28 protein-coding genes and 1 tRNA gene are annotated in these 25,741 nt (G+C 39.5%); 17 read left to right on the forward strand and 12 right to left on the reverse strand.

The features are described from left to right. Nucleotides 1-96: 96 nt before the first annotated feature. The 4 genes from AN490_RS15760 to AN490_RS15775 form a co-directional block, all read right to left on the reverse strand. On the reverse strand, nucleotides 97-789 hold the full coding sequence (locus AN490_RS15760; protein WP_300005243.1) for a sterol desaturase family protein: 693 nt from the start codon (nucleotides 787-789) through the stop codon (nucleotides 97-99). 198 nt (nucleotides 790-987) lie between these two features. Further along, the gene (gene ccsB, locus AN490_RS15765) at nucleotides 988-2,025 is read right to left on the reverse strand and encodes a c-type cytochrome biogenesis protein CcsB (protein WP_168634670.1); all 1,038 of its coding nucleotides are present in this window, start codon (nucleotides 2,023-2,025) and stop codon (nucleotides 988-990) included. Between the two features lie 456 nt (nucleotides 2,026-2,481). After that, entirely contained in the window at nucleotides 2,482-3,096 is a 615-nt protein-coding gene (locus AN490_RS15770; RefSeq protein WP_300005249.1) for a chorismate lyase, read from the reverse strand. Nucleotides 3,097-3,304: 208 nt separating this feature from the next. After that, nucleotides 3,305-3,387 (reverse strand) — tRNA-Leu (locus AN490_RS15775). Between the two features lie 281 nt (nucleotides 3,388-3,668). On the opposite strand from AN490_RS15775, the gene accC reads away from it, so the two are divergent. Next, the gene (gene accC / locus AN490_RS15780) at nucleotides 3,669-5,015 is read left to right on the forward strand and encodes an acetyl-CoA carboxylase biotin carboxylase subunit (RefSeq protein WP_015081412.1); all 1,347 of its coding nucleotides are present in this window, start codon (nucleotides 3,669-3,671) and stop codon (nucleotides 5,013-5,015) included. A gap of 299 nt (nucleotides 5,016-5,314) precedes the next feature. On the opposite strand, the gene AN490_RS15785 is transcribed toward accC, so the two are convergent. Beyond that, nucleotides 5,315-5,602: a YggT family protein gene (locus AN490_RS15785; protein ID WP_300005252.1), complete on the reverse strand. Its 288-nt coding sequence runs from the start codon at nucleotides 5,600-5,602 to the stop codon at nucleotides 5,315-5,317. A gap of 252 nt (nucleotides 5,603-5,854) precedes the next feature. On the opposite strand from AN490_RS15785, the gene AN490_RS15790 reads away from it, so the two are divergent. From AN490_RS15790 to AN490_RS15805, 4 genes are all read left to right on the forward strand, one after another. Further along, the gene (locus tag AN490_RS15790) at nucleotides 5,855-5,974 is read left to right on the forward strand and encodes a photosystem II reaction center X protein (RefSeq protein WP_015081410.1); all 120 of its coding nucleotides are present in this window, start codon (nucleotides 5,855-5,857) and stop codon (nucleotides 5,972-5,974) included. Between the two features lie 151 nt (nucleotides 5,975-6,125). Then, nucleotides 6,126-7,073, forward strand: coding sequence for a Ycf66 family protein (locus tag AN490_RS15795; RefSeq protein WP_300005257.1), 948 nt, complete (start codon nucleotides 6,126-6,128; stop codon nucleotides 7,071-7,073). Between the two features lie 32 nt (nucleotides 7,074-7,105). Then, entirely contained in the window at nucleotides 7,106-7,663 is a 558-nt protein-coding gene (locus AN490_RS15800) for a TolB family protein (protein ID WP_213717757.1), read from the forward strand. A gap of 175 nt (nucleotides 7,664-7,838) precedes the next feature. Further along, nucleotides 7,839-8,363 (forward strand): TolB family protein, encoded by a 525-nt coding sequence (locus AN490_RS15805; RefSeq protein WP_213712064.1) that lies wholly within the window; start codon nucleotides 7,839-7,841, stop codon nucleotides 8,361-8,363. A 63-nt stretch (nucleotides 8,364-8,426) separates the two neighbouring features. Here the strand turns inward: AN490_RS15805 and AN490_RS15810 are convergent, their stop codons facing one another. Together AN490_RS15810 and AN490_RS15815 are read right to left on the reverse strand one after the other, a co-directional pair. Further along, the gene (locus tag AN490_RS15810; protein WP_300005261.1) at nucleotides 8,427-9,833 is read right to left on the reverse strand and encodes a DUF4335 domain-containing protein; all 1,407 of its coding nucleotides are present in this window, start codon (nucleotides 9,831-9,833) and stop codon (nucleotides 8,427-8,429) included. A gap of 6 nt (nucleotides 9,834-9,839) precedes the next feature. Continuing rightward, complete coding sequence (locus AN490_RS15815) at nucleotides 9,840-10,466, reverse strand: DUF3038 domain-containing protein (protein WP_300005264.1); 627 nt, start codon at nucleotides 10,464-10,466, stop codon at nucleotides 9,840-9,842. A gap of 252 nt (nucleotides 10,467-10,718) precedes the next feature. On the opposite strand from AN490_RS15815, the gene AN490_RS15820 reads away from it, so the two are divergent. The 3 genes from AN490_RS15820 to AN490_RS15830 all read left to right on the forward strand — a co-directional run bounded on the left by AN490_RS15820 (nucleotide 10,719) and on the right by AN490_RS15830 (nucleotide 12,661). After that, nucleotides 10,719-11,237, forward strand: coding sequence for an adenine phosphoribosyltransferase (locus AN490_RS15820; protein WP_015078147.1), 519 nt, complete (start codon nucleotides 10,719-10,721; stop codon nucleotides 11,235-11,237). Nucleotides 11,238-11,274: 37 nt separating this feature from the next. Next, on the forward strand, nucleotides 11,275-12,321 hold the full coding sequence (locus AN490_RS15825) for an ABC transporter permease (protein ID WP_300005268.1): 1,047 nt from the start codon (nucleotides 11,275-11,277) through the stop codon (nucleotides 12,319-12,321). A 67-nt stretch (nucleotides 12,322-12,388) separates the two neighbouring features. After that, complete coding sequence (locus tag AN490_RS15830) at nucleotides 12,389-12,661, forward strand: hypothetical protein (RefSeq protein ID WP_300005271.1); 273 nt, start codon at nucleotides 12,389-12,391, stop codon at nucleotides 12,659-12,661. Nucleotides 12,662-12,807: 146 nt separating this feature from the next. Here AN490_RS15830 and AN490_RS15835 read toward each other — a convergent pair whose 3' ends face one another. Further along, the gene (locus AN490_RS15835) at nucleotides 12,808-14,400 is read right to left on the reverse strand and encodes a S8 family serine peptidase (RefSeq protein ID WP_300005274.1); all 1,593 of its coding nucleotides are present in this window, start codon (nucleotides 14,398-14,400) and stop codon (nucleotides 12,808-12,810) included. 117 nt (nucleotides 14,401-14,517) lie between these two features. On the opposite strand from AN490_RS15835, the gene rpe reads away from it, so the two are divergent. The 6 genes from rpe (at nucleotide 14,518) to AN490_RS15865 (ending at nucleotide 17,403) form a co-directional block, all read left to right on the forward strand. Then, on the forward strand, nucleotides 14,518-15,225 hold the full coding sequence (rpe, locus tag AN490_RS15840; RefSeq protein WP_015078151.1) for a ribulose-phosphate 3-epimerase: 708 nt from the start codon (nucleotides 14,518-14,520) through the stop codon (nucleotides 15,223-15,225). 562 nt (nucleotides 15,226-15,787) lie between these two features. After that, nucleotides 15,788-16,141 (forward strand): hypothetical protein, encoded by a 354-nt coding sequence (locus AN490_RS15845; protein WP_300005279.1) that lies wholly within the window; start codon nucleotides 15,788-15,790, stop codon nucleotides 16,139-16,141. Nucleotides 16,142-16,317: 176 nt separating this feature from the next. Further along, nucleotides 16,318-16,542, forward strand: a complete 225-nt coding sequence (locus tag AN490_RS15850; protein ID WP_300005281.1) for an addiction module protein — start codon at nucleotides 16,318-16,320, stop codon at nucleotides 16,540-16,542. Beyond that, the gene (locus tag AN490_RS15855; RefSeq protein WP_300005284.1) at nucleotides 16,542-16,832 is read left to right on the forward strand and encodes a type II toxin-antitoxin system RelE/ParE family toxin; all 291 of its coding nucleotides are present in this window, start codon (nucleotides 16,542-16,544) and stop codon (nucleotides 16,830-16,832) included. Before AN490_RS15850 ends, AN490_RS15855 begins: the two co-directional genes overlap by 1 nt. 21 nt (nucleotides 16,833-16,853) lie before the next feature. Beyond that, nucleotides 16,854-17,180, forward strand: a complete 327-nt coding sequence (locus AN490_RS15860; RefSeq protein WP_300005287.1) for a DUF433 domain-containing protein — start codon at nucleotides 16,854-16,856, stop codon at nucleotides 17,178-17,180. Then, nucleotides 17,164-17,403 (forward strand): DUF5615 family PIN-like protein, encoded by a 240-nt coding sequence (locus AN490_RS15865; RefSeq protein ID WP_300005290.1) that lies wholly within the window; start codon nucleotides 17,164-17,166, stop codon nucleotides 17,401-17,403. The genes AN490_RS15860 and AN490_RS15865 overlap by 17 nt, the downstream gene beginning before the upstream one ends. A 134-nt stretch (nucleotides 17,404-17,537) precedes the next feature. Here AN490_RS15865 and AN490_RS15870 read toward each other — a convergent pair whose 3' ends face one another. Beyond that, nucleotides 17,538-18,017 carry a KGK domain-containing protein gene (locus AN490_RS15870; RefSeq protein ID WP_300005293.1) on the reverse strand — a complete coding sequence of 160 codons (480 nt, stop codon included), beginning with the start codon at nucleotides 18,015-18,017 and terminating at the stop codon, nucleotides 17,538-17,540. A gap of 781 nt (nucleotides 18,018-18,798) precedes the next feature. Here AN490_RS15870 and AN490_RS15875 point away from each other — a divergent pair. Both AN490_RS15875 and moaA read left to right on the forward strand, forming a co-directional pair. Then, complete coding sequence (locus tag AN490_RS15875) at nucleotides 18,799-19,275, forward strand: Uma2 family endonuclease (RefSeq protein ID WP_300005296.1); 477 nt, start codon at nucleotides 18,799-18,801, stop codon at nucleotides 19,273-19,275. Between the two features lie 78 nt (nucleotides 19,276-19,353). Continuing rightward, nucleotides 19,354-20,340: a GTP 3',8-cyclase MoaA gene (gene moaA, locus AN490_RS15880; RefSeq protein WP_300005336.1), complete on the forward strand. Its 987-nt coding sequence runs from the start codon at nucleotides 19,354-19,356 to the stop codon at nucleotides 20,338-20,340. A 67-nt stretch (nucleotides 20,341-20,407) separates the two neighbouring features. Here the strand turns inward: moaA and rpsD are convergent, their stop codons facing one another. After that, complete coding sequence (gene rpsD, locus AN490_RS15885) at nucleotides 20,408-21,016, reverse strand: 30S ribosomal protein S4 (protein WP_015078256.1); 609 nt, start codon at nucleotides 21,014-21,016, stop codon at nucleotides 20,408-20,410. Nucleotides 21,017-21,279: 263 nt separating this feature from the next. Here rpsD and AN490_RS15890 point away from each other — a divergent pair, with 263 nt between their 5' ends. After that, nucleotides 21,280-21,831, forward strand: a complete 552-nt coding sequence (locus tag AN490_RS15890; RefSeq protein ID WP_300005299.1) for a hypothetical protein — start codon at nucleotides 21,280-21,282, stop codon at nucleotides 21,829-21,831. Nucleotides 21,832-21,927: 96 nt separating this feature from the next. On the opposite strand, the gene hetR is transcribed toward AN490_RS15890, so the two are convergent. After that, the gene (hetR, locus tag AN490_RS15895; RefSeq protein ID WP_148763494.1) at nucleotides 21,928-22,827 is read right to left on the reverse strand and encodes a heterocyst differentiation master regulator HetR; all 900 of its coding nucleotides are present in this window, start codon (nucleotides 22,825-22,827) and stop codon (nucleotides 21,928-21,930) included. Nucleotides 22,828-23,380: 553 nt separating this feature from the next. Further along, nucleotides 23,381-25,636 (reverse strand): EamA family transporter, encoded by a 2,256-nt coding sequence (locus AN490_RS15900; RefSeq protein ID WP_300005302.1) that lies wholly within the window; start codon nucleotides 25,634-25,636, stop codon nucleotides 23,381-23,383. Nucleotides 25,637-25,741: the final 105 nt, after the last annotated feature.

A 25,741-nucleotide genomic window follows, 5' to 3' on the forward strand; every position in this document is an offset into this window, starting at 1 on the left:
TGGAAGCAATTATTGAAAGTGTATTTAACAATGTACAAAAAACCTGGTTTTTTAATAAATTTGGTTTTTTATTTGGGCAAAATAGCTTTGCCATTATTACTTCTGTTTCCCTTCTAAAATAAATGGCATTTTTATCATTACATCTGTATTCATCAACTGATCCCAAAACCGAAAATAAAGACCATAATTACAATTAAACTTGTGATGATGAAGAGTATGGTGAGTTGGTGTAATCCAATTTTTACCCCAAAAACCACGCATCCAGGAACGGGGATAAACCTCATAACCTGTATGATTGACAACGCCAAATATCGTCATTAATGTTAGCAATAAAACGATCATACTAATGTGAATAGGAATAATAAAAACCAAAATAGGAATAATAATTGCCGTCATCATACTCTCAACTGGATCAAAAGAAAAAGAAGTCCAGGGAGTAGGGTTAATAGATTCGTGATGCACCTTATGAAAGCGGCGATATATGCTAGGGTTGTGTAACCAGCGATGAGTCCAATAAAAATAAGTATCGTGGATAAACAAATATATAAACAGACTTACTGGCAAATAAACCCAGCCATATTGGATAGGATTTATATAAACTTTTGTTTGTCCTAATGCGATCATTTCCATGATAAAAGCACTGGGTAAAGCAAAAATAAGACAGGAAAAGAGAGACCATTTGATTTCACTTTTCATTTTACTCTTCCGTCTATCCAGATCATGAAGACGACGAACTTCCCAAGACTGGGGACGACGAACCCAAAGCAACCAATAAAGCAGCGAAGACACAATCAGGTATCGTGTCGAAAGAACGAAAAACATGAACAAACTGGAGATACCAAATTGCGTCAAATTAGGGAGCATAAAGGCTGGTTATGTATTTATAAAACAACATGAATTATTATAGTTCTTTCTTTGCGCCTTTGCTCCTTAGCGTCTTTGCGCGAACCCCCCCCTCTCAAAAGAAAAGGGGGAAAAGAGATGTACTTACAAAAACCAACCGTAGGAATGTAAACCCTTACCCAAAAGATTCACACCAAGATAACAAATCCAAACCACAACAAAACCAGCAGCAGCTAAAATTGCCGGTTTTCTACCTTGCCAACCGCGAGTTATTCTAGAATGCAGATAAGCGGCAAAAACTAACCAAGTAATTAACGCCCAAGTTTCCTTAGGGTCCCAACTCCAGTAAGAACCCCAGGCTTCATTAGCCCAAACACCACCAGCAATAATACCGATAGTTAGGAGGGGAAATCCTAAGCCAATGATGCGATAGCTGATATTATCGAGGGTTTCAGCCAAGTTGAGGCGTTGAGGTGAAAGAATTTCAGTGGTTTGAATAGGAGTGGTTGTGACTAAATCCAAAACCGCAGTTCCATTCCCGTTGTTATTAATTTCAACGCGAGAAAAGCCATTAGTTTCCGCAGCGGGTGTAGATGTAACTAACTCACCAGCTTTAAGTAGTTTATAGCCATTACTCCGATAACCGCCATTACCAAAGGAACTACCTTGTAATTGGATATTTTGGCCGCGAGTAACAATTAAAAATGCGATCGCTAACAATGCACCCACCATCAAAGCGGAATAGCTCAACATCATGACACTGACGTGCATCATCAACCAATTAGATTTCAAAGCCGGAACTAAAGGCTCTGATACCTGCATATTTGATGGTAGAGTCAGAGTAGCAAAAGCAGCAATGCACATCGCCACAGGTGCAGTCACAACACCCACCAACCGGCTACGACTACTATTTTCGGCAATTAAATGGACAGCGGTAATTCCCCAAGTCAGGAAAAATAAAGACTCATAGAGATTACTCAGGGGAAAATAACCCGCTTCGATCCATCTTGCCCCTAATAAAGTCGCCATACACAAATTAGCGATCGCCATACCGGCTGTTCCCAAAGCCGCTGTCACCGATAAACTCGGAAAAGCCGCCCCCACCCAATAAACCAACATCGTACAGAATAAGACAGCAAAAGAGGCATTATCTAGCCAGTTCTGGAGTACAACCAGATTCATAAACACTTCTCTCCAGTGGATGCTTGAAAATATCAATTCCGATTATCTTGATCCTAACTGGTTTTGGGGATTAGTCATTCGCAAGATTAACCTTCATAATTCATAGCGCCCAGATAATTAGTTAAAAACTGAGATGTGTAGGGGTTTAGCACGTGTGTAGGGGTTTAGCAATGCTAAACCCCTACTATGGAATTACACGATTAAGACGTTTTAAATATAACTTATTATAACTTAGGAGAATCAGGATATCCACCGATTTAAGGATTAACAGGATGTTTGATTGTAATTAAATGATGAGATTTTGATAATTTTCTATTATTCTCACAATTAATTTCTTCTTTGCGTCTTTGCTCCTTTGCCACTTTGCGCGAAACATAAAACACAGGAACACACGAAAAAGATGTTAATTTCATCCTGAAAATCCAATCTGGTTTTGGAGATTAGTGATTGGCAAAATTAACTTTCATAATTCATAGCGCCTAAATATTTAGTTAAAAAAGGCGAAAAAACCTCATAAATCAAAGTTAGCGGTTGTCCATGATGCCAAAACAAATAATGGCGACCCCAAAAAGGCCCCTGTTCCTGAAAACCCGTCTCTAACGCTTCTGAGTTACCATAATAAATACCTTGCACATCTCTATATAACTCAGTTCGTAACCGCGCTAAACTTGCCCAAATTGGCAAAGACTTGTTTTGTAAATACTCATCTACATGACTTGCTTCCCACCAAGAAGCAGCATAATATAACCGCTGACCGGAAGCAGTTCGCACCCAAACCTGTCGGCGCACTCTTGGACCCGGTAGCATCTGCATCATAGTTGGTGCATTATCAGTATTCATGCCAATTGCTGACATATCAATTACATCTACCTCCGTTGGTTCACCCGTCAATAGTTGGACGTGTCGAGTCGGAGAACCATCACCCAAAAGCAATAATTGCCAAGTAGGAGCTAACTGACTGTGAGGTAACCCGCGTTTAATAGCTTCCTCCCCACCTTGCCAAATGGGAGTTAGACAATGCCAAGCACTTGGTAGGATTAGATCATTCGTGGGATTAAAAGTAGTAGTCAATGTTCTTTACAAAAGTTTATATATATTTCTATGAATAGCACAAAAACCAGCATCACTAGAAGAAGCTGGTCAATCATTGGTTATTGGGAAAATTCTTTCCATCTCTTGTTCCCTGTTCCCTGTTCCCTGTTCCCTGTTCCCTAAAAAATGTAAACCCGCTGCTATAATCATTTTTCTGACATAACAGCGGGTTATTTACATTCAAAAATGCGGATGGCGAGACTCGAACTCGCAAGGGCTATGCCCACACGCACCTCAAGCGTGCGCGTATACCAATTCCGCCACATCCGCGCGGTTTTGAACACAGATTAGAGTATAACATAAAAAAATCTCTCAAATACAATATTTTTCCAATATTTCCCAAATATTTTTTGAATGGGTATGAGACTAACAGAAATATAGTTACAGCACAAGTCATATTAAGAGGTCTAGCAAAGATGCCAGATAATCCAATAGTCTGCTAAGAATGAGGTTTGGGAATCTCCTGTCACGATTTGCAGTAATGCAACCGCTTTATGTCAACAGGATGGGAGAAAATGTGAATCTACTGGTACTGATATCGTAACTAGAAAATGAAATTTGATAAAATATTAATTGCCAATCGAGGAGAAATAGCCCTTCGCATTCTCCGTGCCTGTGAAGAAATGGGAATTGCCACAGTTGCTGTTCACTCCACTGTTGACAGAAACGCGCTGCACGTCCAACTTGCAGATGAAGCCGTTTGCATTGGTGAACCTGCCAGCAGTAAAAGTTATTTGAATATTCCCAATATTATTGCTGCTGCATTAACGCGCAATGCCGGTGCCATTCATCCTGGGTATGGTTTTTTATCAGAGAATGCCAGATTTGCTGAAATTTGTGCAGATCATCATATTGCTTTTATTGGACCTACGCCCGAATCTATCAGGCTGATGGGGGATAAGTCCACCGCTAAAGAAACCATGCAAAAAGCTGGTGTTCCTACAGTTCCCGGTAGTGAAGGGTTAGTAGAATCAGAAGCAGAAGGATTAGCGATCGCTCAAAAAATTGGTTATCCTGTAATGGTTAAAGCTACCGCCGGTGGTGGTGGTAGAGGAATGCGGCTTGTCCGTTCCGAAGATGAATTTGTGAGACTATTCCTCGCGGCTCAAGGGGAAGCAGGAGCAGCTTTTGGTAATTCAGGCGTTTATATAGAAAAATTTATTGAACGTCCCCGGCACATTGAATTTCAGATTTTAGCGGATAACTACGGCAACGTGATCCATTTAGGTGAAAGAGATTGTTCAATTCAGCGTCGTAACCAAAAACTCCTAGAAGAAGCCCCTAGTCCGGCTCTTGATCCAGATTTACGGCAAAAAATGGGAAAAGCTGCCGTTAAAGCTGCCCAGTCTATTAACTACAGCGGTGCTGGAACTATCGAATTTCTTCTAGATAAATTCGGTAAATTCTATTTCATGGAAATGAACACCCGGATACAAGTTGAGCATCCAGTTACAGAGATGATTACTGGTATAGATTTAGTAGTTGAACAAATTCGCATTGCTCAAGGGGAAAGACTAAAGCTGACACAAAAAGAAGTGGTTCTTCGAGGACATTCTATTGAATGTCGCATTAACGCCGAAGATCCAGATCATGATTTTCGCCCAGCCCCCGGTAAAATTACTGGTTATCTACCACCTGGAGGACCAGGAGTGCGGATTGATTCCCACGTATACACGGATTACAACATTCCCCCTTATTACGACTCCCTGATTGGTAAATTAATTGTCTGGGGACCAGATCGAGCTACAGCAATTACCCGCATGAAACGCGCATTGAGAGAATGTGCCATTACTGGAGTCCCGACAACCATTCCCTTTCATCAAAAAATTATGGAAAACTCCCAATTTTTGCAGGGTAATATTTACACCAGTTTTGTTCAGGATATGAAAATGCAATAATTGGTCAGTTGTCAGTTGTCAGTTGTCAGTTGTTTGGGGAAAAATTTTTTCTTCCTTCTTCCTTCTTCCTTCCTTCTGACTCCTTCTTCCTTCCTTCCTTCTTCCTTCTTCCTTCCTTCCTTCCGACTCCTGACTCCTGACTCCTGACTCCTGACTCCTGACTCCTGACTCCTGACTCCTGACTCCTGACTCCTGACTCCTGACTCCTGACTCCTACTCCTGACTCCTGACTCCTGACTCCTGACTCCTGACTCCTGACTCCTGACTCCTGACTCCTGACTCCTGACTCCTGACTCCTATTACCTATATAACATGGTCAGTAACCCTTGCTGACCTAGTAAAATTTCCCGAATAAAACTAAAAATCGCTACTAAGATAATCGGGGTAATATCTACACCACCAATAGGTTGTACTAACTTCCGCAACGGGATTAAGAAGGGTTCAGTCGGCCAAGCGATCAGACTAAAAGGTAAACGGTTGAGATGGAATTGGGGATACCAGGTCAGAATAATGCGGAAAATAAATAAAAACGTCATCACTCCCAAAAAGGGGCTAAGAATCCAAGTAGTCAAGTTAACACCAGTCATTTTGTTTAGCTAATATTTGTGAGAACATCCTCAACTTAGACCTAAGTTGAGAAATTTTAAGTTTTGTAACGCATTCTTTTTTAATTTTAACTAAATGGTGTCATTTTATTGTGAGAATGGAAAAACAAAGTTATTGACTTGGGATCATCAATCAAGTAGATACCAAGTTGGATAGATAATCCTGTTCTACTTTTCAAGAAAGTAATCCAGGATTAAAATGAGAATAAACTGTGTAAAAAAAGGTTGAGAACTATGACACCCTCTTTAGCAAATTTTCTTTGGAGTTTGGTTTTTGGGACTGCGATTGTCGTTATCCCTGCTACCATTGGTCTAATTTTCATTAGCCAAAAAGATAAAATCCAACGTTTTTAATTCTTAGGGACTGGGGACTGGGGAAGAATTGTCTTCTCCTTTCTCCTGGACTTCTGAACTCCAGTATTCTTCTTCTACAATATTATGACTGGTTAAAATAGTGATGGTAAGTGTAACTCGTTAATATAGATTTGATATTAGGAAAACGCCAATGGTTAATTTTGGGCTGAACTCAGCCAGTGTTTTAGCTCAGGTAAATTTTGGAGCGAACTCAGCCAGTATTCTCGGAATTTTCCTGGCTGTAGCTGGAGCAGCACTGTACTTTCTTAGGACTGTCCGGCCAGAACTGTCAAGAGATCAAGACATCTTTTTTGCAGCGGTTGGCTTATTATGCGGCTTTATTCTTGTCTTCCAAGGATGGCGACTTGATCCAATTTTACAATTTGGTCAGTTGCTTTTGGTAGGTTCTACGGTATTTTTTGCGGTTGAAAGTATTCGTCTGCGGAGTATCGCTACTCAACAAGCTAAACGCAATACTCCCATTGTGGACGATGAACGCGAGGTTAGCAGGAAATATTCCTATTCTGAGCGGCGCAATTATCAAGCTGAGATGGATGCAGATTTAGAACCGCTACCTTATGAAGAAGAGGAAGAAGCTCCTCAACGTCCGAGAATTCGCGGTAGTCGAGATGAACGTTCTCCCCGTGATGACTATTACGAAGAACAACCACCACGCAGTTCACCAAACCCACGGAACAGGGAAAGACCAGATTCAGGAGAAAGAAAGCGTCGTCCTAATTCTGGGCGTTCAGTCGGTCGTCCCAGCGAGAGTAATACAGATGAAAATTGGGGTTCTGCTCCCAGACAAGTTGATGATTGGGAAGGTGCAAATTCTCAAGATGAAGTAAGAAAACCACCACGTCGCAATAATAGCGGTAATAACAGTAATAGCGGTAATAATCGCCCCCAACGCCCAGAAAGCCGAGAGGATGATGTTGCTCCTACTCCTAGACCCAGAAAACGTCGTCCTCCCAGAGACTCAGTTCCGCCTAGAAGACAGGATGATGATGAGGCTATACCAACGGATTATGTACCATACAATCCCATTAATAAGCCCAATAATGAGCCGGATAATTCCGATTTTGATGACGATATTTAAAACATTTGGGGTGGACGACGGAAAACAGTAATGTGAAAACATTTACACCTAGCTTCTGGCTCCAACAGTCTATTTATTGGAGCCTAATTTTTGGACTGACAAGTTTACTAATATCTTGTGCTGCTGATAATATCCCGATGGGAGTAACTTCTCTGAATAGCCGATATACTGAAGAACAACCGGCAATGAGTGGTAATGGCCGTTTTTTGGCTTTTATTTCCAATCGTTCTCGTCGTCAGCAGTTGTTAGTATACGATTTAGAAAATCAAAGTTTTATTCCCACACCGGGCTTAAACCGACAATCTGTAATTGCGGAAAGTCCTAGTTTGAGTTATACAGGACGCTACATTTGTTATATTACCAGTGATCAAGGTAGACCAGTTGTAGCACTCTATGATCGGGCTTCGCAAAATTCACAAATTCTGACTCCCACTTTTCGTGGTTGGGTGAGAAATCCTACTATTAGTCCTGACGGGCGTTATGTTGCGTTTGAATCTGCTGGTCGTGGACAATGGGATATTGAAGTTCTCGATAGGGGTCCAACTATTGAGTTAGATATTCCTAATGGTGCAACGGTGAATACCAATTAAAATTTATTTTGTCTGAATCAGGATGTCCAGGATTTAAGGATTTTCAGGATTGGTAATTGGTAATTGGTAATTGGTTTATTAACCCTCTGCGGTTCCTGCTTCCTGCTTTTCTTCCCTGTTCCCTGTTCCCTGTTCCCTGTTCCCTGTTCTCTGTTCCCTGTTCCCTCATCTTTAAATGAATTATAAATTATCAATTATTTTAATTTTATGCTCAACTCTATTAACTGGGTGTTTTGGCTATCCGCGTTTACTCAGTTACCCATTTGATTCTGGGGGTAGGAGTCTTAATAGTTTTTCATCGGAGTTAAATCCGCAAATTTCGGGGAGATATATGGTGTTTACGAGCGATCGCCGAGGCAGTCAAGATGTATATATGTTTGATACGGTGACTCGGAATTTGGTGGATTTACCAGGTTTAAATTCTTTTGATACGATTGCTTCCCATCCTGCATCATCTGATAATGGTAAATTCATTGTTTTTGCTGCTAGTCGTCAAGGACGAACACAAATTGTTTTTTATGATCGAGATGTGCGTCAATCACGAAATTTAGCTGGTGATATCCAAGGAGAAGTCCGCAATCCTACTATTAGTGCTGATGGTAGTAGAATTGCGTTTGAATATAGCAATAATGGACAATGGGATATTTTAGTTTATGACCGTTTTGGGCGAAAATTGAATATTCCTCAAGATCCCAGTTAGTCAGGGGTGCAGAGGAAAGAAATATTCTTTTGCAACTGACAACTGACAACTGACAACTGACAATTACTTATATCCTTTCCAAGGTTTGACTTCTAATTCACCTTTAGGGGTAAAGACTACTCGAAAATGAGCTAGTGCTTCTTTATTATCGGGTGCAGCTACATTTGAGCCATAAACTGATTGGAACATCTGGGGTAAAGGTGTCTCCCGGAAGTAGTCAAAAGCAACTTGGTTGAGTGGTTCATAGTCAGCAATCACACCTTCTTTATTCACCGCTACTCGATATTTCAAGTTGCTGGCAAAGGTGGGAGTCACACTCCAATTTTGACGAATTGTACTATACAGCTTTTGATTTAGATCTTTGATTTTACTGGTGTCAGTAATTTTTTTGCCAGTTACTTCTGGTGTTTTGGCGTATCCTAGCCAGGGACTAATTTCTAAAAACCTTTTTTGGGTAAATACGACTTTGAATTGAGCAATAGGTTCATTCGGGACGCGATTAGCAGGATTATGGAGCAGCTTAGGTAGTGGTGTTTTATCTATTGCGTCACTAGCTTTCTGATTGACTGCTTTATAACCAACGATACTACCATCGGCGGCGACACCTAAACGATAGACTAAATCCTCTGGCAATTCTGAGCGATTTACCCAAGCTGGATGAATTTGGTTATAAACTTGGCGATTTAATGCCCGTAATTGAGATGGATCTTTTATTTCTGGAACTGTCTTTAAAAGTGTTTCTAAATCTTGAACTGCGGTAGGGGTTGCTGATGTTGTGGGTGTAGTTGTGGGTGTAGTTGTGGGGGTTACTGCTACTGTGGGCGTGGGGATAGAAGTGCTGGACTCAACCTCTGGGTTGACTTGAGGTGGACTGACTTGAGGTGCAGGAATTAAGCTAAAAGCCAATGCAGCTACGGCTAGACTGGATACGCCCATGGTGGCCGGGATTGCCTGTTTGAGTAAGGTTTGATTTGAACCACTATAACTGCGATTAACTGGGTGTAGTTCTAGGGATAATTCTGGTAAAGTCTGGCTGTCAGCAAAAAACTGATCTACGGCTTCAACTAAATCAAATAATTGGACTGTGTTCAGGACAATTTGAATGGGTTGTCCTTCGCTGGTGTTTCCCCCCAGGTTGTCTCCTGTGATTTCGGTGTGAACAGTTAATCTGTGGCTGTTGCTGTTAATTTTTTGTAATTCAACTAACTCTGAATTATGATTCTGAACTTGAGGGTTGGGGATATTGCTTAAAACTTCTTGGGCGTAGGCGCTGACTGCTCTAACTAAGCTTTCAAAAAATTCCCTGCCACCAACAATGGGTTGAGTATAACTAGATATATAGCATTCTGCATTCACTAATATAGATAGTTGGGGACGCAGTTCTTGAAAGTTAGCAGTCTGTGTTATGTCACTTAACCCCTCTAGGAGCAGGGTACAATTAGGCAAACTATATTTACGTTGGATATTCATTTCTATTTATTCTACCTCACCGTCAAAAAGAGAAATCCAGTACCGTTGCATTCCCGCTGTACCTGTACAAAATAGTAATTTTCCTAATAAGTCTATAGCTAGTTCATCTAATTTTTCATCAGAAGTTAATGCTAGGACACCGGAACGACGGGAATTCATTCGACTTTTAAAATGCGCTCTAAACCTTTCTAGGTAATTAGCTAATCTTAAATTTTGTTCTGGGGGAATCTGCTTCTCAGCCAATTGTTGATATATGGTTAGTAGTTGGCGGATCACAACTGTTAAGCGTCGAGAAATGTAGCAGGCAACAACTACTAACGCTTTGGCTTCTAAAATAGCTAAAGGCCGGCGACTATGCGCTCTCCGCATGGGGTTAGATGCTCGCATCCGCCATAAGTTTACCCGATTTTTGATGATCCCTTGGAGGTCTAATTCTTCAGCAAAGGACAAAATGGCTTCAGAACCGCCTATTTCTAAGGCTTCAATGGCTAGTAACATCAAATCTATTTGCAATCTAGTTCTGGCTGGACATACCTGACCAGCGATCGCTGGATCTGGTAAAGTATCCAAAATCATGGGCATTCCCTGAGCTTTTGGGATGTTTAAAGATGTGACACTAGCAGAGACGTTCATTCTATCAAATACCTTATACGTTTCCAATAAACTGATTTACTTATCCGTCCACCGCTAATTGCTGGCGCGATATGGCAGTTCAATTATATACATTACTTAGTTTTTCTACCCAAATATTTGCATATACATTAAATTTTCAAATTCTTGGTGATCGTCAATGACATTATAGGGTAGGATTTGGCAGAGATTAGGAAAATTTTCGCTTCTTGCCCTTTGTTTCTTCATTGACCACTAACTACTTACGTAAATAATATGGATTTAAAATCTCTGATTCGTGATATACCGGATTTTCCTAAGCCGGGAATTTTATTTCGAGATGTCACTACTCTATTAAGCGACCCGGACGGATTGCGTTATACTATTGATTTTTTAGCACAAAAATGTTCTGAAATTGAACTTCAAGTAGATTATATTATTGGTATGGAGTCAAGAGGGTTCATTTTTGGTGCGCCTGTTGCTTATAAATTAGGTGCTGGTTTTATTCCTGTTCGGAAAAAAGGGAAATTACCGGCAGCAGTTCACTCAATTGAATATCAACTAGAGTATGGTACAGATACATTAGAAGTACATCAAGATGCTTTAGTGCCAGGTAGCAAAGTTTTAATTGTGGATGATTTGATTGCTACTGGTGGTACTGCCAGTGCAACAGCTAAGTTGGTACAAAAGATTGACTGTGAACTGATAGGGTTTGGGTTTATCATCGAACTAATGGATTTGCAAGGACGGAAACATTTACCTGATGTCCCTATTATCTCACTGGTTCAATATTAGAAAACATAATTGACAACTGACTAATGACTAATGACTAATGACAAATACAAAAATTTCCTTGGATATAAGTCGAGACTTGCTAATTAGGCGAGTTACGGATGAAACTTTTATTTATGTGATAAAACGGCTTTTACAGGCGCTATTGACGATTTTTTTAGCGTCTGCTTTGTCATTTTTTATTATGAAGTTGTCTCCGGGAGATTATGTAGATACCCTGCGGCAAAATCCGAAAATTTCACCAGAACGGATTGAAGAAATTAGACGACAATTTGGTTTAGATAAATCTTGGCCACAACAGTTTGGATTTTGGTTAAAGCAAATTTTGACAAGGGGTGATTTTGGTACAAGTTTTGTTTATCAACGTTCTGTATCATCGCTGCTATGGGAAAGAGTTCCAGCCACGTTGTTATTAGCGATCGCTTCTTTAATTATCACATGGGCGATCGCCATTCCTTTAGGTATTCTCGCTGCTGTGAAACAAAATCGCCGAACTGACCAAGTTTTACAGATAGTCAGTTATGCTGGTCAAGGTATTCCCAGTTTTATTACTGTCTTATTTCTACTATTCTTTGCTCAACTGACTACTCCACTTTTTCCGGTGGGTAATATGACCAGTATTAATCATGCAGACCTGACATGGTTAGGTAAAATTCTCGATATCGCTTGGCATTCAGTTTTACCACTAATTGCTTTAAGTATTACCAGTTTTGCGGGTTTGCAACGAATTATGCGTGGTCAATTATTGGATGTTTTACGCCAAGATTATATTCAAACTGCTCGCGCTAAAGGACTTCCAGAAAATCGGGTGATTTATGTTCATGCTTTGCGAAATGCTATTAATCCGTTAATTACTTTATTGGGTTTTGAATTAGCAGGTTTGTTAGGTGGTGCATTTATTACGGAGAATTTCTTTAACTGGCCGGGTTTAGGAAAGTTAACTTTACAAGCTGTTTTAGCTAAAGACCAATATTTGGTAATGGCGAGTTTAGTAATGAGTGCAGTATTATTGATTATTGGTAATTTAATTGCTGACTTAATTTTAAAAGCAGCAGATCCTCGAATTAAGCTAGAAGATTTGAATTAGTTAGTTGTCAGTTGTTAGTTGTCAGTTGTTAGTTGTCAGTTGTTAGTTGTCAGTTGTTAGTTGTCAAATGGTTTATTATATTATTCGTTCAAGAACAGATGGTAAATATCTCACAGCCCGTGTTGATGATGCTAAATCAGGATATTTATTATTATTTAAAGAAGATTTCGAGGCTTTGAGTTATCTCAATACTCATGCTGCTGATTTAGCCAGCCAGTTGACTGTAGAATCTCTTGCTAGTTCCCAAATAGGTAGTTTAATCAAACGTTGGAGTTTTGCTGGTGTAGGCATTGTTAATGATCCTTTATTACCAGAAGTTGAGTTTTTACAGCATATTTAAAGCATAAAAGATTTGGATTTAATGTAGGGGTAGCGCCCCCGTGCCTACCCCGGTATTTGGGGCAACCACAGGGGGTTGTCCCCCTACAAAATTAATTGGTTTAGGAATTTTTAAAATGTTCAATTAATTTTGCCCGACTACTTATATCACTTTTCACCTACAGTCCACCAGGCCAAAGCATAAGGTTGAGTAGATTCATTTACCTGCTTCTTAAATTGCACCCGAATTTTATAATTCCCACTAGTAGGAACTGGACAAAAAATATGTTCCACACTATCAACCTCACTCACAGAATCACAAACCACAACTTCATTATTTTTCCCATTTTCCTTAACTAAATAAACATCAAGATTATTTAATCCTTTATCTATAAATGTTTCCCCTATATCATATTCCTGATTATTATTTTTATCATTTAACTCCACCAAACGATCCCAAATTAAAGTAATAGCCACAAAACTATTTTGTTTCAAACCTTTTTGCAAAGCATATTCCCTAGAAGAATTAGCATTAACAATACCATAATCCCAACCAATAGGCGCAACAGTTGCATTAGGTTTCCATTCACCACCATTCAATTGTTGATAGGCTCGAAAGGCATTTAAATGACCTGCTCCCATTTGAGCATCTAGGGGAATTTTAGGATTTTTATAAGCGTCCGTTGCTAACCAATCTTGATTTTGTTTATCAATTAAAGTCCTCGTCATTCCCAACCGTAAACCATCACCACTGTCCTTTATTTTGTCCGCCGAATTGAGTAATATTGCTTTCATGACTTGATGACGACGAGCATCAATAGTCCAATTTCGTTGTTTAGTTCGTAATTGTCTATCCACAAATTCCTGTAATAATGCCACCGTAGCCGTAACTTGTGGGGCGGCAAAACTCGTACCTGTAGATTTATTTAACTTACCATCAGGATTAATTACAGGAATATTAGTCCCAGGAGCAACTATATTAATTGTACTTCTCCCCCCAATATTAAATTCTTTCCCAGCTAAACGATTTTCTATACCTTGATTAATACTAGCCAAATTAGAAACGTGAACTTTATTAAAAATTCCCTCGCGTTCTGAGGAAAAAGCCACATTAATTGCGTTAAAATTATCTGTAGGAATGGGAATCCCGCCTTTGCCTTGATTGCCAGCAATGGCATATACAACATCATGAACCCGGCTAGACCAGTCAATACATAATGTTAGTAAAGCATTACCATCTAACATAGCTTCTGGTCGGGGATCACGTTCCAGAGGTTCACCAAAACTAAAATTAATCGCCCGCACATCACCACCATTTTGTAATGCAATGTGTTGTGCTGATAAACACTCCTCTGGTTGACCGATTTTTTTTGTAGATCCGACAGCAGAAGAATATAATCGAGCATTTGGTGCTACACCAGGAAAAGCCTTATCTTGACTCACCATGACACCAGAAACATTATAGGCATGAGGATCAACACCAACATTCGACTTGGCGGGAACATTGCGTGAAAACACTGCAAATGGAGATACAGCCCGACTTTTAGATACGGCTTTATCCCAGCCAAACATCCCCGGACGACCAATTTCCACTTGACCAATAGCAATTTTCCGCCCAGTCAAATTGTAAGGAGCTTGATGTAGTTTCAGCGCATCAATGCCATTAGCACCTAAAAAATTGGCAACCTTGACACCTGCAAGGACTGGTAAAGTCAAGCCAGAAAAACCTAAACTCCAAAAAAGTATCCAATTTTTGTGCATATTTTGAGGGAAGAGGGGGAAGTTTTCTGAAAAATTTGAGTTTTGAATTAATTTTTAATAATTTCTCCATATTTTGTTACAATGCCTACAGACGAAGACGCTTAAAACCCACTAGCCATGACCCAAAATTCATCTCAAAAACCTATAGTTATCGCTCCTTCTATCCTATCAGCAGATTTTAGTCGTCTGGGTGACGATATTCGCGCCGTAGACAAAGCGGGAGCAGATTGGATTCACGTTGATGTAATGGATGGACGTTTTGTTCCTAATATTACAATAGGTCCTCTGATTGTGGAGGCGATTCGTCCAGTTACCACCAAACCGCTGGATGTCCACTTGATGATTGTGGAACCAGAAAAGTATGTAGAAGGTTTTGCTAAAGCTGGTGCTGATATTATTTCTGTCCACGCAGAACATAACGCATCTCCTCACCTCCACCGCACCCTCGGACAAATCAGAGAACTCGGTAAGAAAGCTGGGGTTGTACTCAATCCGGGTACACCTTTGGAGTTAATTGAATATGTCTTAGAATTGTGCGATTTGGTGCTAATTATGAGCGTTAACCCCGGTTTCGGTGGTCAAAGCTTTATTCCTAGCGTAGTTCCTAAAATCCGCAAATTGCGTCAAATGTGCGATGAACGCGGTTTAGATCCTTGGATTGAAGTTGACGGGGGACTAAAAGCTAATAATACTTGGCAAGTTTTGGAAGCTGGTGCTAATGCTATTGTAGCGGGTTCGGCTGTTTTCAATGCTCCTGATTATGCTGAGGCGATTACCAATATCCGTAACAGTAAGCGTCCGAGTCCAGAATTAGCTGCTGTTTAATTTAATACTTGTGATTAATTGAAAGCTAGATCCTCGATTTCTTTGGGAAGTCGGGGATTTATTTTTAACGAATTGACAGAGTTTTAGATTACCTGATCAAGCAATCAGGTGTCAGAGTGAAGGTTAGGGAGTGGCGATCGCAAATTTCACAACCAAAACGGTTAACATTAGATTCCCGACTTCTTTTTTAAACTTGTCAATAAATTATCAATTTATTACAGAAGTCGGGGATCTCACATTACAGTTTCCTACCCTTACAAAGAAAAGAATCAAGAATTTTTCTAATCCATCTATTTGCATTCTACAATCTAATTTAATTTTGGGTATTGACATCTCGATTAGGACAAGATATTATATGATAGGGATAATATTGTTGACAAACTCATGATCATCCGTTACAATTAGATCATGGGAAAAAATTAAAATTTTACATCCATAGATAAAGTTAATGTCAGCATAAACTCACCACAGTTTTGCTGACACCTGCTCTATCAAAATCTAACTGATGGTCTATATCAGTCACTCACATTTCTTTTTTGTTTAAAACGGAGGAGTCTATCTCATGATGACACAAAATACCGAATATTTGCAACCACTTCATTTTGCAACTGGCAATGTTGAAGTTTCGCAATATCGAGGGATCACTACAGTCAAGGTAGAATGGCGACAATATTTGACTGCTACAGAGATAGCCCACAATCATCTTAGTCCAATAACTGGAGAAAAATGGACTCATCGGCGTGTTAATAAAATGCTGGAAGTTATGAAGTACCAGCAAAAGCCTTATGGCCACTGGCAACCCACTATTAAAGGTCAGCATTATGCAGACTTCAGTAGTCCAGTTCTCAAATGGAGTCCAGAAGTCATCAACTTAATCTTGCAACAACTACCTCAGCAGTTGAGTTTAGCTGTTTAAAGCATATTTTTGAAGCTTGATTTTGTTTCATATTCTCCTTTATGAGACTTACCATTTACGTAAGTCTCTGATGGGGATATATTGACACACGCTTAATTATCACCCCTAGTCCGTAGAGTAGGTTAAGCGCATTTATGCTAAGATGCCATTACTATACTCTGTAAGGAGTTTTCTGTATGGCTAACGTTACTTACGATGAAATTTTTGGAGCAGTATTAACTTTACCTCCTCTATACAGAGCGATGCTTGCTGAACATCTTCTCAAAAGTCTGGATGAAATTAATCCTGAAGTCCAGACTGCTTGGGAAACAGAAATTGCAAATCGCATACAGGCAATAGATGAAGGTCAAGTCGCGTTAATTCCAGCCGATGAAGTATTGCAAAGATTAAGGAATCGCTGATGTTTCTCGAATTCGATCCTTATGCACAAATAGAACTTGAAGAAGCGACTTTATATTACGACACCATTAGTTCTAAATTTGGCAACACCTTTCTTGATGCGGTTGAACGTACACTTAACCGCATAGTTAATTTCCCCGATGCTTGGACACCAATGATCCAAAATGCTAGACGTTGCCATATTGATGGATTTCCTTATGGCATCGTGTACAGAGTTCATGGTGAAAAAATTCAAATCCTAGCTGTAATGCACCTTCAACGTCAGCCGAACTATTGGATAGATAGAAAATAAGTTTGTATATTCTCAAATTTTATGAGTACAATTTCTGTTAGTAAAGAACACATAGTTATCACTCCCGGAGTATGTGGAGGAAAACCCCGCATTGCAGGACATCGCATCAAGGTTCAAGATATTGTAATTTGGCATGAAAGGATGGGAATGTCGCCTGATGAAATTATTTATCAACATCCTAGTATTACTTTAGCAGATGTTTATGCGGCTTTAACCTATTATCATGATCATCGAGAAGAAATTAGACAGCAAATTGAAGAAGGCGAAAATTTTGCTAAACAATTACAAGGAAATAAACCATCTTTAATTGAGAAAATCTTAAAGGGTGAAAGTGTCAAACAAGATTAAATTTCACCTTGATGAAAATGTTGGTAATGGCATAGCAACTGGATTGAGAATACGAGGAATTGATACAACTACTTCGCCAGAACAAGGGCTAATTGGTGCATCTGATGAACAACAATTAGCTTTTTGTTTATCTCAAAAACGAGTGATTTTTACCTTTGATGATGATTTTCTGAGTTTAGCTTCTACAGGAATTGAACATTGCGGTGTTATTTATGCTCGCTAAAAGCGTCAGTCAATTGGAAAAATTATTAGTGATTTAGTTTTAGTTTGGGAATGTTTAGAACCTGAATATATGTACAAGAATATTGAATTTTTGTAATTATAAAATGCTAGACGTTTCCATATTGATGGATTTATTTACGTATTGTTTAAGCTTTTTCTCAGATCATCTAACGGTGATTCTGGTTTTTCAGGTTCTTCAGGACAAAATTCTAAACAGACTTTAATTATAGTTTTATCTCGAAATGATGTTGTATTACTATTGCTGCTTGTTATCTTTTCTGATGTAATGCTTATCTTTATATTAATTCTTATTTTACCTGATTGCCATCCTTGAGAACCAATTCGCAAAAGTTTACAACTGACTCCTTCTCTATTAGATTCCCATTTAATTTCACCCAATCCAAAATATCCTAAACTTCCAGTACCTCCTGGTGCAGCAAGGGAAATACATTTTAATATATCTCCAATATTTTGTGTAGAAGAATTAAATCTAAGAAATAATTTTTCCTTAAAATTATTTTCAATTAAACAAATAAAATTTCTAACTGTAGAGGCATTACCATCAAATAACAATACATCATCATCACAATCTAACGGAATAAATTTATCACTCATATCTATCCTCCTAAATTAAGATTGGTAATAATTACGTCAAGATACATCAATGATAAATATACCATCTCGGTGTATTTATCAAACTGTAAAATTATGTAAATCAACCATTTTCAGGAAAACATACCCCAGACGCACACAAACCAGAAAATTGCAAACCAAATATTTACAGGACTTACGTAACTGGCACATTGGTAGAAGTAAAGATTAATAAAGAACCTCAGTCTATGCCAAATAAAAGATTACGACAGCCAGGACTCGGTTTAGGTTCTTGTGTATTCAATGATGATTTTGATGATCCACTACCTGATGAGTTTTGGCTGGGTGAAACATGAAATTACTATTCGATACCCACACTTTTATGTGGTGGCATAGCGAACCAGATCGTATACCTAGAGACACACTGACATTACTTCAAAATCCTAATCATGAGGGTTCTACCGTTCCCCTTATGATCAAACATCCTTTTAATATATCCAAAACCATTGGTGTACATGGGTTTAATCTAAATTAATAAGCGATGTGTAGGGGTTTCAGGGATATTTTACCGAAAATATCATAAAGGGAGCGGTAGAGCCATCATGAGTTACTTCTAAGCATCGTTAGCCTATGGGAAATGCAAATCAAAATTCAGTTAGGAAAACTAACCCTTAGAGATGATTTAGAACTTATGCTAAAAACTCAACAGGAACAAAATAATATTACTTTAGTATCTATAACATTTCTCCATATTCTGGAACTAAAAATCAGTTAAGATGATTCTAATCACTCTAAGTAATTGACTATGAAATGGGAAGAAGTTTGTGAACATAAACAATTACAAGATTTACCCTTCAAGATTGAATTGAATAAATGGGGGCAAATCGTCATGAGTCCAGTAAAGATTAAACACTCTTTTTATCAAGGAAGAATCCAACGTCTATTAGAATCTTTATTGAAAACTGGTGAAGTCATGCCAGAATGTGCAATCAACACATCAGATGGAGTTAAAGTTGCTGATGTTGTTTGGTGTTCAGAGGCAAGATTTGATCAAATTCAAGATGAAATATCAGCTTCTATAGCCCCAGAAATTTGTATAGAAGTTAAATCCACTGGTAATACCTTTGAGGAAATGGAATTTAAGAAAAAATTATATTTAGAATCTCAAGCCATTGAAGTATGGTTATGTAATGAACAAGGTCAAATAAAATTCTATAATGAACAAGGTGAACTATCACAATCTTTGTTAGTTCCTGACTTTCCTAAGCAAATTAAACGATAATTTCACTAGAAGTTATCGGCATAGTTACCAAAAAAACATAGTTAGAGATAACCCTTAAATATGACAACCAGCGAAACTATAAACCAGGTGGATTACCTCCGTATCAGTTTAATTGATCGCTGCAACTTTCGTTGTCAATACTGTATGCCAGAAGGCGCAGAACTGGACTATATTGTCAAACAGCAATTATTAACTGATGAAGAACTGCTTACCCTCATTCAAGAAGTATTTATTCCCGTTGGTTTTACCCGCTTTCGCTTAACCGGTGGTGAACCTTTACTCCGTCCCCATATAGTTGATTTAGTCGCCAAAATTGCTCATCTTCCCCAAACCGAAGATTTATCAATGACTACAAACGGGTTTTTACTCGCTCCCATTGCCCAAAATCTCTATAATGCAGGTTTAAAAAGAATTAATATTAGTTTAGATTCTTTAGATCCACATATATTTGAAGAAATAATTGGTAATAATGGACGTGGACGCTGGCAGCAAGTATGGCAAGGTATCCAGTCTGCTTATGAGGTAGGATTCAGCCCATTAAAATTAAATGTAGTCGTAATTCCTGGCGTTAATGACCATGAAATCTTAGATTTGGCTGCTTTGACTATTGATAAACAATGGCACGTCCGATTTATTGAATTTATGCCCATTGGCAACGGAGACTTATTTAGCGATCGCGGTTGGATATCTTCAGCGGATTTACGTCAATCCATTCGTGAGCGTTGGGGCTTAACAGAATCCCAAATTCGCGGTAATGGACCGGCTGATGTCTTTCAAATTCCTGGTGCTAAAGGAACAATAGGATTTATTAGTCAAATGTCAGAATGTTTCTGCGATCGCTGTAACCGGATGCGTCTGAGCGCCGATGGTTGGCTACGTCCCTGCTTATTAAACGAAACAGGTCAAATTGATTTAAAAACCGCCTTGCGTGCTGGTATTAGCACCACAGACTTACAAGAACAAGTCAGACAAATATTAAATATCAAATCAGAAATAAACTTTAAGCAACGCGACCCTGGTACTGTCGGCACTTACACCCGTACCATGTCGCAGATTGGCGGTTAGTCATTAGTCAGTTGTTCGTTGTTTAATAACCACTAACTACTGACCACTGACTACTGACTACTGACTACTACGCTTGACGTGAGTAGTATTCCACCACAAGTAGTTCATTAACTTGTAGAGCTACCCATTCCCGTTCAATCACACTATTGACCTTACCAGACAACTTAGTTTTATCAAACTCTAGATGACTAGGAAGGTTAGCTAAACCGGGATATTGCAAGTTAGCTTCCACCAACTTCTTAGAAGCTTCTCTGTTTCTCACAGCGACTTCTTCACCAGGACGGCACTGATAGCTGGCAATATCTACTGGTTTGCCATTAACAGTTACATGACCGTGATTTACCAATTGACGGGCGGCTGGAATTGTGGGAGCCATACCCATGCGGAAAACCGTATTATCCAGGCGCATTTCTAACAATTGCAGCAACACCTGTCCAGTAGAACCAGCAACTCGTCTGGCTTTACGAACATAACGGAGCATTTGTTTTTCAGTTAAACCGTAGTTCATGCGGAGCTTTTGCTTTTCCTCTAAACGGATAGCATACTCAGAGCGCTTCTTACGGTTTTGACCATGTTGTCCGGGGGGATAAGCACGTCTAGCACTCTTCCGAGTTAAGCCTGGTAATTCGCCTAAACGACGGACAATTCTGAGGCGGGGTCCTCTATATCGGGACATGAGTTTCCTTAATTTAATCCTTCTAAAATTTTATTCAGACCTACCATTATGGCATAGTTCCCAAAAGCATAGACATTTTATAGCTAAATTGCCTTTTATTTACCGCTAATATTCAGAGAAATCAATCCGTTGAATTCACCAATTTTCGGTGGATTTCTGGGGAAAAGCACCGACATTCCTGGATAGTAGAAGATTGGGACTAAGTTCTACGGTAGCATAACCTTGGTGGAATCGAAAACGGTTATCTTAAAAAGCGAAAAAAAATGAGTAACTTTGGGAACAAACAAACCAATTATTTCTTCAGAGGATTTACAGCATCATTGATAACTATAGGTGGATTACTAGCCAGTAGTTTACCTACTATGGCTGTTACCGATTCCTACGAAAATGACTATCGGGTTTGTGCTGCTCAACTGTTGAGCGTCGGTATCACAGCTAAACCGGCATCTCAAAGTTGTGCCGCTGCACTCCAACCACGAGAGTTATCCTCATGTGTAGCAAAAATTCATAAGCTTACACAAATCACACCTGTGGATGCCCTTTCTTCCTGTCGTCAGGCTCGTATTCCACAGGATCTAGCAACCTGTGTAGTTAGCATTAGTAAAAGTTATCAGGGTTCAGAAAATTCAGCTACTTTAACATCCTGTGGTCGCAGTTTGTTACCAGTAACCTTTGCTAATTGTGTAGTTGGTTTACGTCGAGAAATTGATTTAAGTCCTACTCAAGCATTAAATACTTGTATTGATGCCAGTGAAGGATCTAGCGGTTTCGGCGCGGTGTCTACAAAGCCATTGGGTTCTAACTCCCAGCAATAGACTTTCGCTTTAGCCCCTCAACTCCCATGAGTAAATAGATTCATAACGGTAGGGCTGGTAAGTATGCCACCCTACCCAACATAAAAATTTTGTTTTCTATTCATCTTTATTACCAACAACCATTTGTAAGATCATCGGTATTCCGCCTTCTTGGTGATATTTATCTCCCCAAGAACGAATGATTTCGTCTAGTTCCTCCATTGCTGGCTCAATCCAATCCGGCGGAATATCCAGTTCTTCCACAGCCCGCATCGTGTTTGGTTTACGCTCTGCCCAGTATTTCATCATCCGGAAATACCGAGCCGTATCCTCTACCATTGTGTACGTGCGTTCTTGATCATCGGCTGGAGCATAGAACGGACGAGTGAGAGCATAAAAGGGCATTCCCCAGGGACAATCAATGCGTGTTACCGTTCCTGAATACAATAGCCGACGCTTGATGTGTTCCGCTAATGCTTCACTCAATGGCATCTGATGATTAGCAGGTAATTCTTCCTGCGATCGCTTATGGAGAAAGTCAATTAACTCCATAAATTCAAATGAGGTAACTAACTTGGCATCAGGAAGATTGTCTGGCAGCTTTTGCTCAATTTGTTTTTTCTCTTCACTGGTCAAATTCGTACCGGGGACGCGGGATCTTCCTGGTATCCAAGGATATTTTTCCATCCAGACATAGGGAAGTTGAATCAGATAGCGCGGTTCTTGGGAACCCAGCATTTTGAGAAGTTTGCCTTCAGTTAAAGCCAGTCTTACTTCTTCAACAATGATTTTCACTCGTTTCGGCTCAAGGTGGTGCAAATGCCCAGTCATTCTCAGGTTTTGCCCCTGCTCTAGATAGGTCATGTAAATTGCACACTTGGCTGCTGTTGCGGCTGCATCTAGAAATGCTCCATGCCTGTGGCCACTTGTCCGCATGGCGCTGAAGGCAAGATAAAGCATGATCTGATCCATCGCACTAGGTCCAAGACGCTTGATCAGATCGATGTCGTTGGTCATATCTACAGACGGATAAATGGCTTGTTTACAAGTGTGATATTGAAATCAAACTACGAATTATACACCCAGTTGGATACAAATATTTTTAATCTAAACCTAAAATTACTGTTTGACTCGGGAATTTTTAGGTGATAAATGTTGGGGGTGTAAATTGGCAGTTTCTCTCGTCAGACTAACTAACCCCCTCCCCTGGTATGACTCGAAGACTTTAGATACTCAGGGTGTTGGGATACAGGGGTATAGAGTAAGAATGAGGAACGGCAGATGATTTGCATTTTGTATCTACCAAACCATTATAACTGCCTATTTCTGAAATATCTAGATATTTTTCTAAGAATTTTTCTGGAAATTTATTGCGGAGAAGTTTTAATACCACTTATGGCTGGTTAAAAAAATTTTACTGATAAAAATCCAGACAACTGAAAGTCACGACTCCCCTTACCTCCCCCACTCCCTTACCTCCCCCACTCCCCTACCTCCCCCACTCCCTTACCTCCCCCACTCCCCTACCTCCCCCACTCCCCTACCTCCCCCACTCCCCTACCTCCCCCACTCATTTACTAGGTTGTAGCTGATTAGGTGTTTTTTTCAAGCTAATACTTGCTGCACCTACCGTAACCAAGATAACTCCGATAACTTGGGCAATATTTAGGGATTCTTGCAACATTACCCCAGCAAAAATTACGGTTAAAATTGGGACTGTAGCTCCAATTAAAGAGGATACAGGAGTGCCTAGGTTACGAATGCCAAAATTATTGAATAAGTAACCGCACAAAGTCAAGACACCTAATATAAAAGCACTTAACACCAATTCCAAGATATTCGATGAGCTAATTGCTAAACCTAAATTACTGGGTAAAGGGATGATTAAGCAAATAAAACTTAATAACAACATGGTAGTGAAGTTAATTGAAGTCAAAGATACTGGATGTAGTTTGAGTTTAGTAGCGCATATTCTCGTCAGAATAACATAAATTGCAAATGCTATCCCGGACAGAATGGCCGTGGTGCTTCCTAGCGAGGTATTATTCACCCCTACAGACTGACTGCCTAAAACTAATAATTCCCCACAAAAAATTGCTGCCATTGCCCCTGTCACCATTAAATTGGGACGTTCCTGAAATAGAACCCAGGATAGGAACACACTCATAACTGGATAGATAAAGAAGAGGGCGATCGCCATTCCTGTTGTGACTTCACCGATAGCAATGTAAATAAATACCTGGGATAAAAATAATAAACAACCGCTAATTACTGACAAAAATAAGGACTGTTTAGTTTTGTTCTGAGCAGGGGTTGCATTTGCCCGTAATGAAGCAAATAAATTTTCTAGCTCTTGCCAAATAGGAGGATGTAATATCGGCGATAAAAGTAACATTAATGGTACAACCACTAATAAACGTAGCATCAAAATTAAGAAAATATTCCCCAATGTGGGAAAGATTAACTGTTGGGTTGGCAATCCGCCCAAGGGGTTAGAAGCTGTAAAGAAAATTGCTTTAATTGCTACATTATAAAGAGACGAAACCACTGTAGACAAACAGATCAAGAGGAAACCTATTTGCAACTGTGACCAGTTGGGAGAGGTGCGGGATCTTTGTTGTCTAGGAGTTTCTGGTTGTCTAGGAGTTGCTGGTTGCTGAGGAGTTGCTGGTTGTTTAGGCGTTGTTTTTTGTTTAGATGTTGTTTCGCGCCTTAATTTTGGTGTTGGCGGTCGTCCTGTTGATAAATTAGGAGTTAAAACAGAAACTGGTTCAGGTTTTGTCTCTCCTAATGATGGTGCTGTTAATACTTTAGAAGTCAAAACAGCACTAAGTTCAGAGTTTTTGTCTTCCAGTGATGTATCTGGATTTACGAAAGAACTGGGTTCAGGGGTTTTATTTTCTGGTATTGCTGGTAAATCTGGATTTACGAAAGAACTGGGTTCAGGGCTTTTATTTTCTGGTATTGCTGGTAAATCTGGATTTACGAAAGAACTGGGTTTAGGGCTTTTCTCTGTTGGTGAAGATAATATAACCGCATTGGCTGCTGATGTAGAATCACCCTGTGGGGATTGGTGAGGAATTAAAGTAACTGGTTCGACAATGATTTTTTGTGAGGATTTTTCCCCATTTCCATTTTGATGAGTTATGGCTTCACCACGCAGACTATCAGCTAGTTGTAAAACTGTGGGTGGGCCCCCTGTTATTACCTTGAGAGAGTTTGCATCTCGATTTTTTTCTACTTCACTGCGGAGACGATTTACAAATTCTGCTAATATTGCTTCCCCTTGCTGTTGTTGGCTATACATCCGTGACAACTGTTGGGAAAGATCACCTTGATAGTTTTTGAGTTCTTGTAATAGGGAATTAAAGGCAATAGTGACGTTATCATCCAGACTGTCTAGCATATTAGTGACATTCTGTCCGATTTCATTAACTGTATTATTATTTATTTGAGCATTTTGCAACGTGACTAGATCAGAGGGATTATATTCTACGGCTTGAGTAGCTAAAGTTTTTAGTGAGGATTGTAATTGGGAAGATATGTGTTTGGCTAAAACTTCTGCTAATTGACGGATTAATACTTGCTGTTCCGTAATTTGCCGTGATTGTTGTAACTGTTCTTTTTCCTCAATTAACTTTTGAATATCGGTAGATAGTCTGGTTTTTTCAATTTCTAAGCGTTTTACGTCTTCCTGTAACGACCTCAATAGATTTTGTTGAAGATTTTCTAAATCCTCAACTACATCCCATAGGGCATTTTCTGCGGCTCTGGATAGCTCACCTCTAATGCGTGGGTTTTCTGGTCGCTTCTCAAATCGCCCCATCAGTTTCTAGCCTCTAACACCTTGATGATTAAGTTGCTGCCCCGGATACCAGACCAACATCTGTATTAAGTTTCCTTGAGAAAAGACAGGAAACTGAACAATTTC

It is taken from the genome of Anabaena sp. AL09 (assembly GCF_001672255.1).
Taxonomy (GTDB): domain Bacteria; phylum Cyanobacteriota; class Cyanobacteriia; order Cyanobacteriales; family Nostocaceae; genus Dolichospermum; species Dolichospermum lemmermannii.

What these genes read in the sequence shown, in the direction of transcription:
- AN490_RS15820 (WP_015078147.1), top strand. Translation starts at nt 10,719, where the DNA reads ATGGATTTAAAATCTCTGATTCGTGATATACCGGATTTTCCTAAGCCG.
- hetR (WP_148763494.1), bottom strand. Translation starts at nt 22,827, where the DNA reads ATGACCAACGACATCGATCTGATCAAGCGTCTTGGACCTAGTGCGATG.
- rpe (WP_015078151.1), top strand. Translation starts at nt 14,518, where the DNA reads ATGACCCAAAATTCATCTCAAAAACCTATAGTTATCGCTCCTTCTATC.
- AN490_RS15900 (WP_300005302.1), bottom strand. Translation starts at nt 25,636, where the DNA reads ATGGGGCGATTTGAGAAGCGACCAGAAAACCCACGCATTAGAGGTGAG.
- AN490_RS15875 (WP_300005296.1), top strand. Translation starts at nt 18,799, where the DNA reads ATGAAATGGGAAGAAGTTTGTGAACATAAACAATTACAAGATTTACCC.
- rpsD (WP_015078256.1), bottom strand. Translation starts at nt 21,016, where the DNA reads ATGTCCCGATATAGAGGACCCCGCCTCAGAATTGTCCGTCGTTTAGGC.
- accC (WP_015081412.1), top strand. Translation starts at nt 3,669, where the DNA reads ATGAAATTTGATAAAATATTAATTGCCAATCGAGGAGAAATAGCCCTT.
- AN490_RS15815 (WP_300005264.1), bottom strand. Translation starts at nt 10,466, where the DNA reads ATGAACGTCTCTGCTAGTGTCACATCTTTAAACATCCCAAAAGCTCAG.
- AN490_RS15825 (WP_300005268.1), top strand. Translation starts at nt 11,275, where the DNA reads ATGACAAATACAAAAATTTCCTTGGATATAAGTCGAGACTTGCTAATT.
- AN490_RS15860 (WP_300005287.1), top strand. Translation starts at nt 16,854, where the DNA reads ATGAGTACAATTTCTGTTAGTAAAGAACACATAGTTATCACTCCCGGA.
- AN490_RS15855 (WP_300005284.1), top strand. Translation starts at nt 16,542, where the DNA reads ATGTTTCTCGAATTCGATCCTTATGCACAAATAGAACTTGAAGAAGCG.
- AN490_RS15845 (WP_300005279.1), top strand. Translation starts at nt 15,788, where the DNA reads ATGATGACACAAAATACCGAATATTTGCAACCACTTCATTTTGCAACT.
- AN490_RS15850 (WP_300005281.1), top strand. Translation starts at nt 16,318, where the DNA reads ATGGCTAACGTTACTTACGATGAAATTTTTGGAGCAGTATTAACTTTA.
- AN490_RS15785 (WP_300005252.1), bottom strand. Translation starts at nt 5,602, where the DNA reads ATGACTGGTGTTAACTTGACTACTTGGATTCTTAGCCCCTTTTTGGGA.
- AN490_RS15790 (WP_015081410.1), top strand. Translation starts at nt 5,855, where the DNA reads ATGACACCCTCTTTAGCAAATTTTCTTTGGAGTTTGGTTTTTGGGACT.
- AN490_RS15890 (WP_300005299.1), top strand. Translation starts at nt 21,280, where the DNA reads ATGAGTAACTTTGGGAACAAACAAACCAATTATTTCTTCAGAGGATTT.
- AN490_RS15835 (WP_300005274.1), bottom strand. Translation starts at nt 14,400, where the DNA reads ATGCACAAAAATTGGATACTTTTTTGGAGTTTAGGTTTTTCTGGCTTG.
- AN490_RS15805 (WP_213712064.1), top strand. Translation starts at nt 7,839, where the DNA reads ATGAATTATAAATTATCAATTATTTTAATTTTATGCTCAACTCTATTA.
- AN490_RS15810 (WP_300005261.1), bottom strand. Translation starts at nt 9,833, where the DNA reads ATGAATATCCAACGTAAATATAGTTTGCCTAATTGTACCCTGCTCCTA.
- AN490_RS15870 (WP_300005293.1), bottom strand. Translation starts at nt 18,017, where the DNA reads ATGAGTGATAAATTTATTCCGTTAGATTGTGATGATGATGTATTGTTA.
- AN490_RS15795 (WP_300005257.1), top strand. Translation starts at nt 6,126, where the DNA reads ATGGTTAATTTTGGGCTGAACTCAGCCAGTGTTTTAGCTCAGGTAAAT.
- AN490_RS15830 (WP_300005271.1), top strand. Translation starts at nt 12,389, where the DNA reads ATGGTTTATTATATTATTCGTTCAAGAACAGATGGTAAATATCTCACA.
- ccsB (WP_168634670.1), bottom strand. Translation starts at nt 2,025, where the DNA reads ATGAATCTGGTTGTACTCCAGAACTGGCTAGATAATGCCTCTTTTGCT.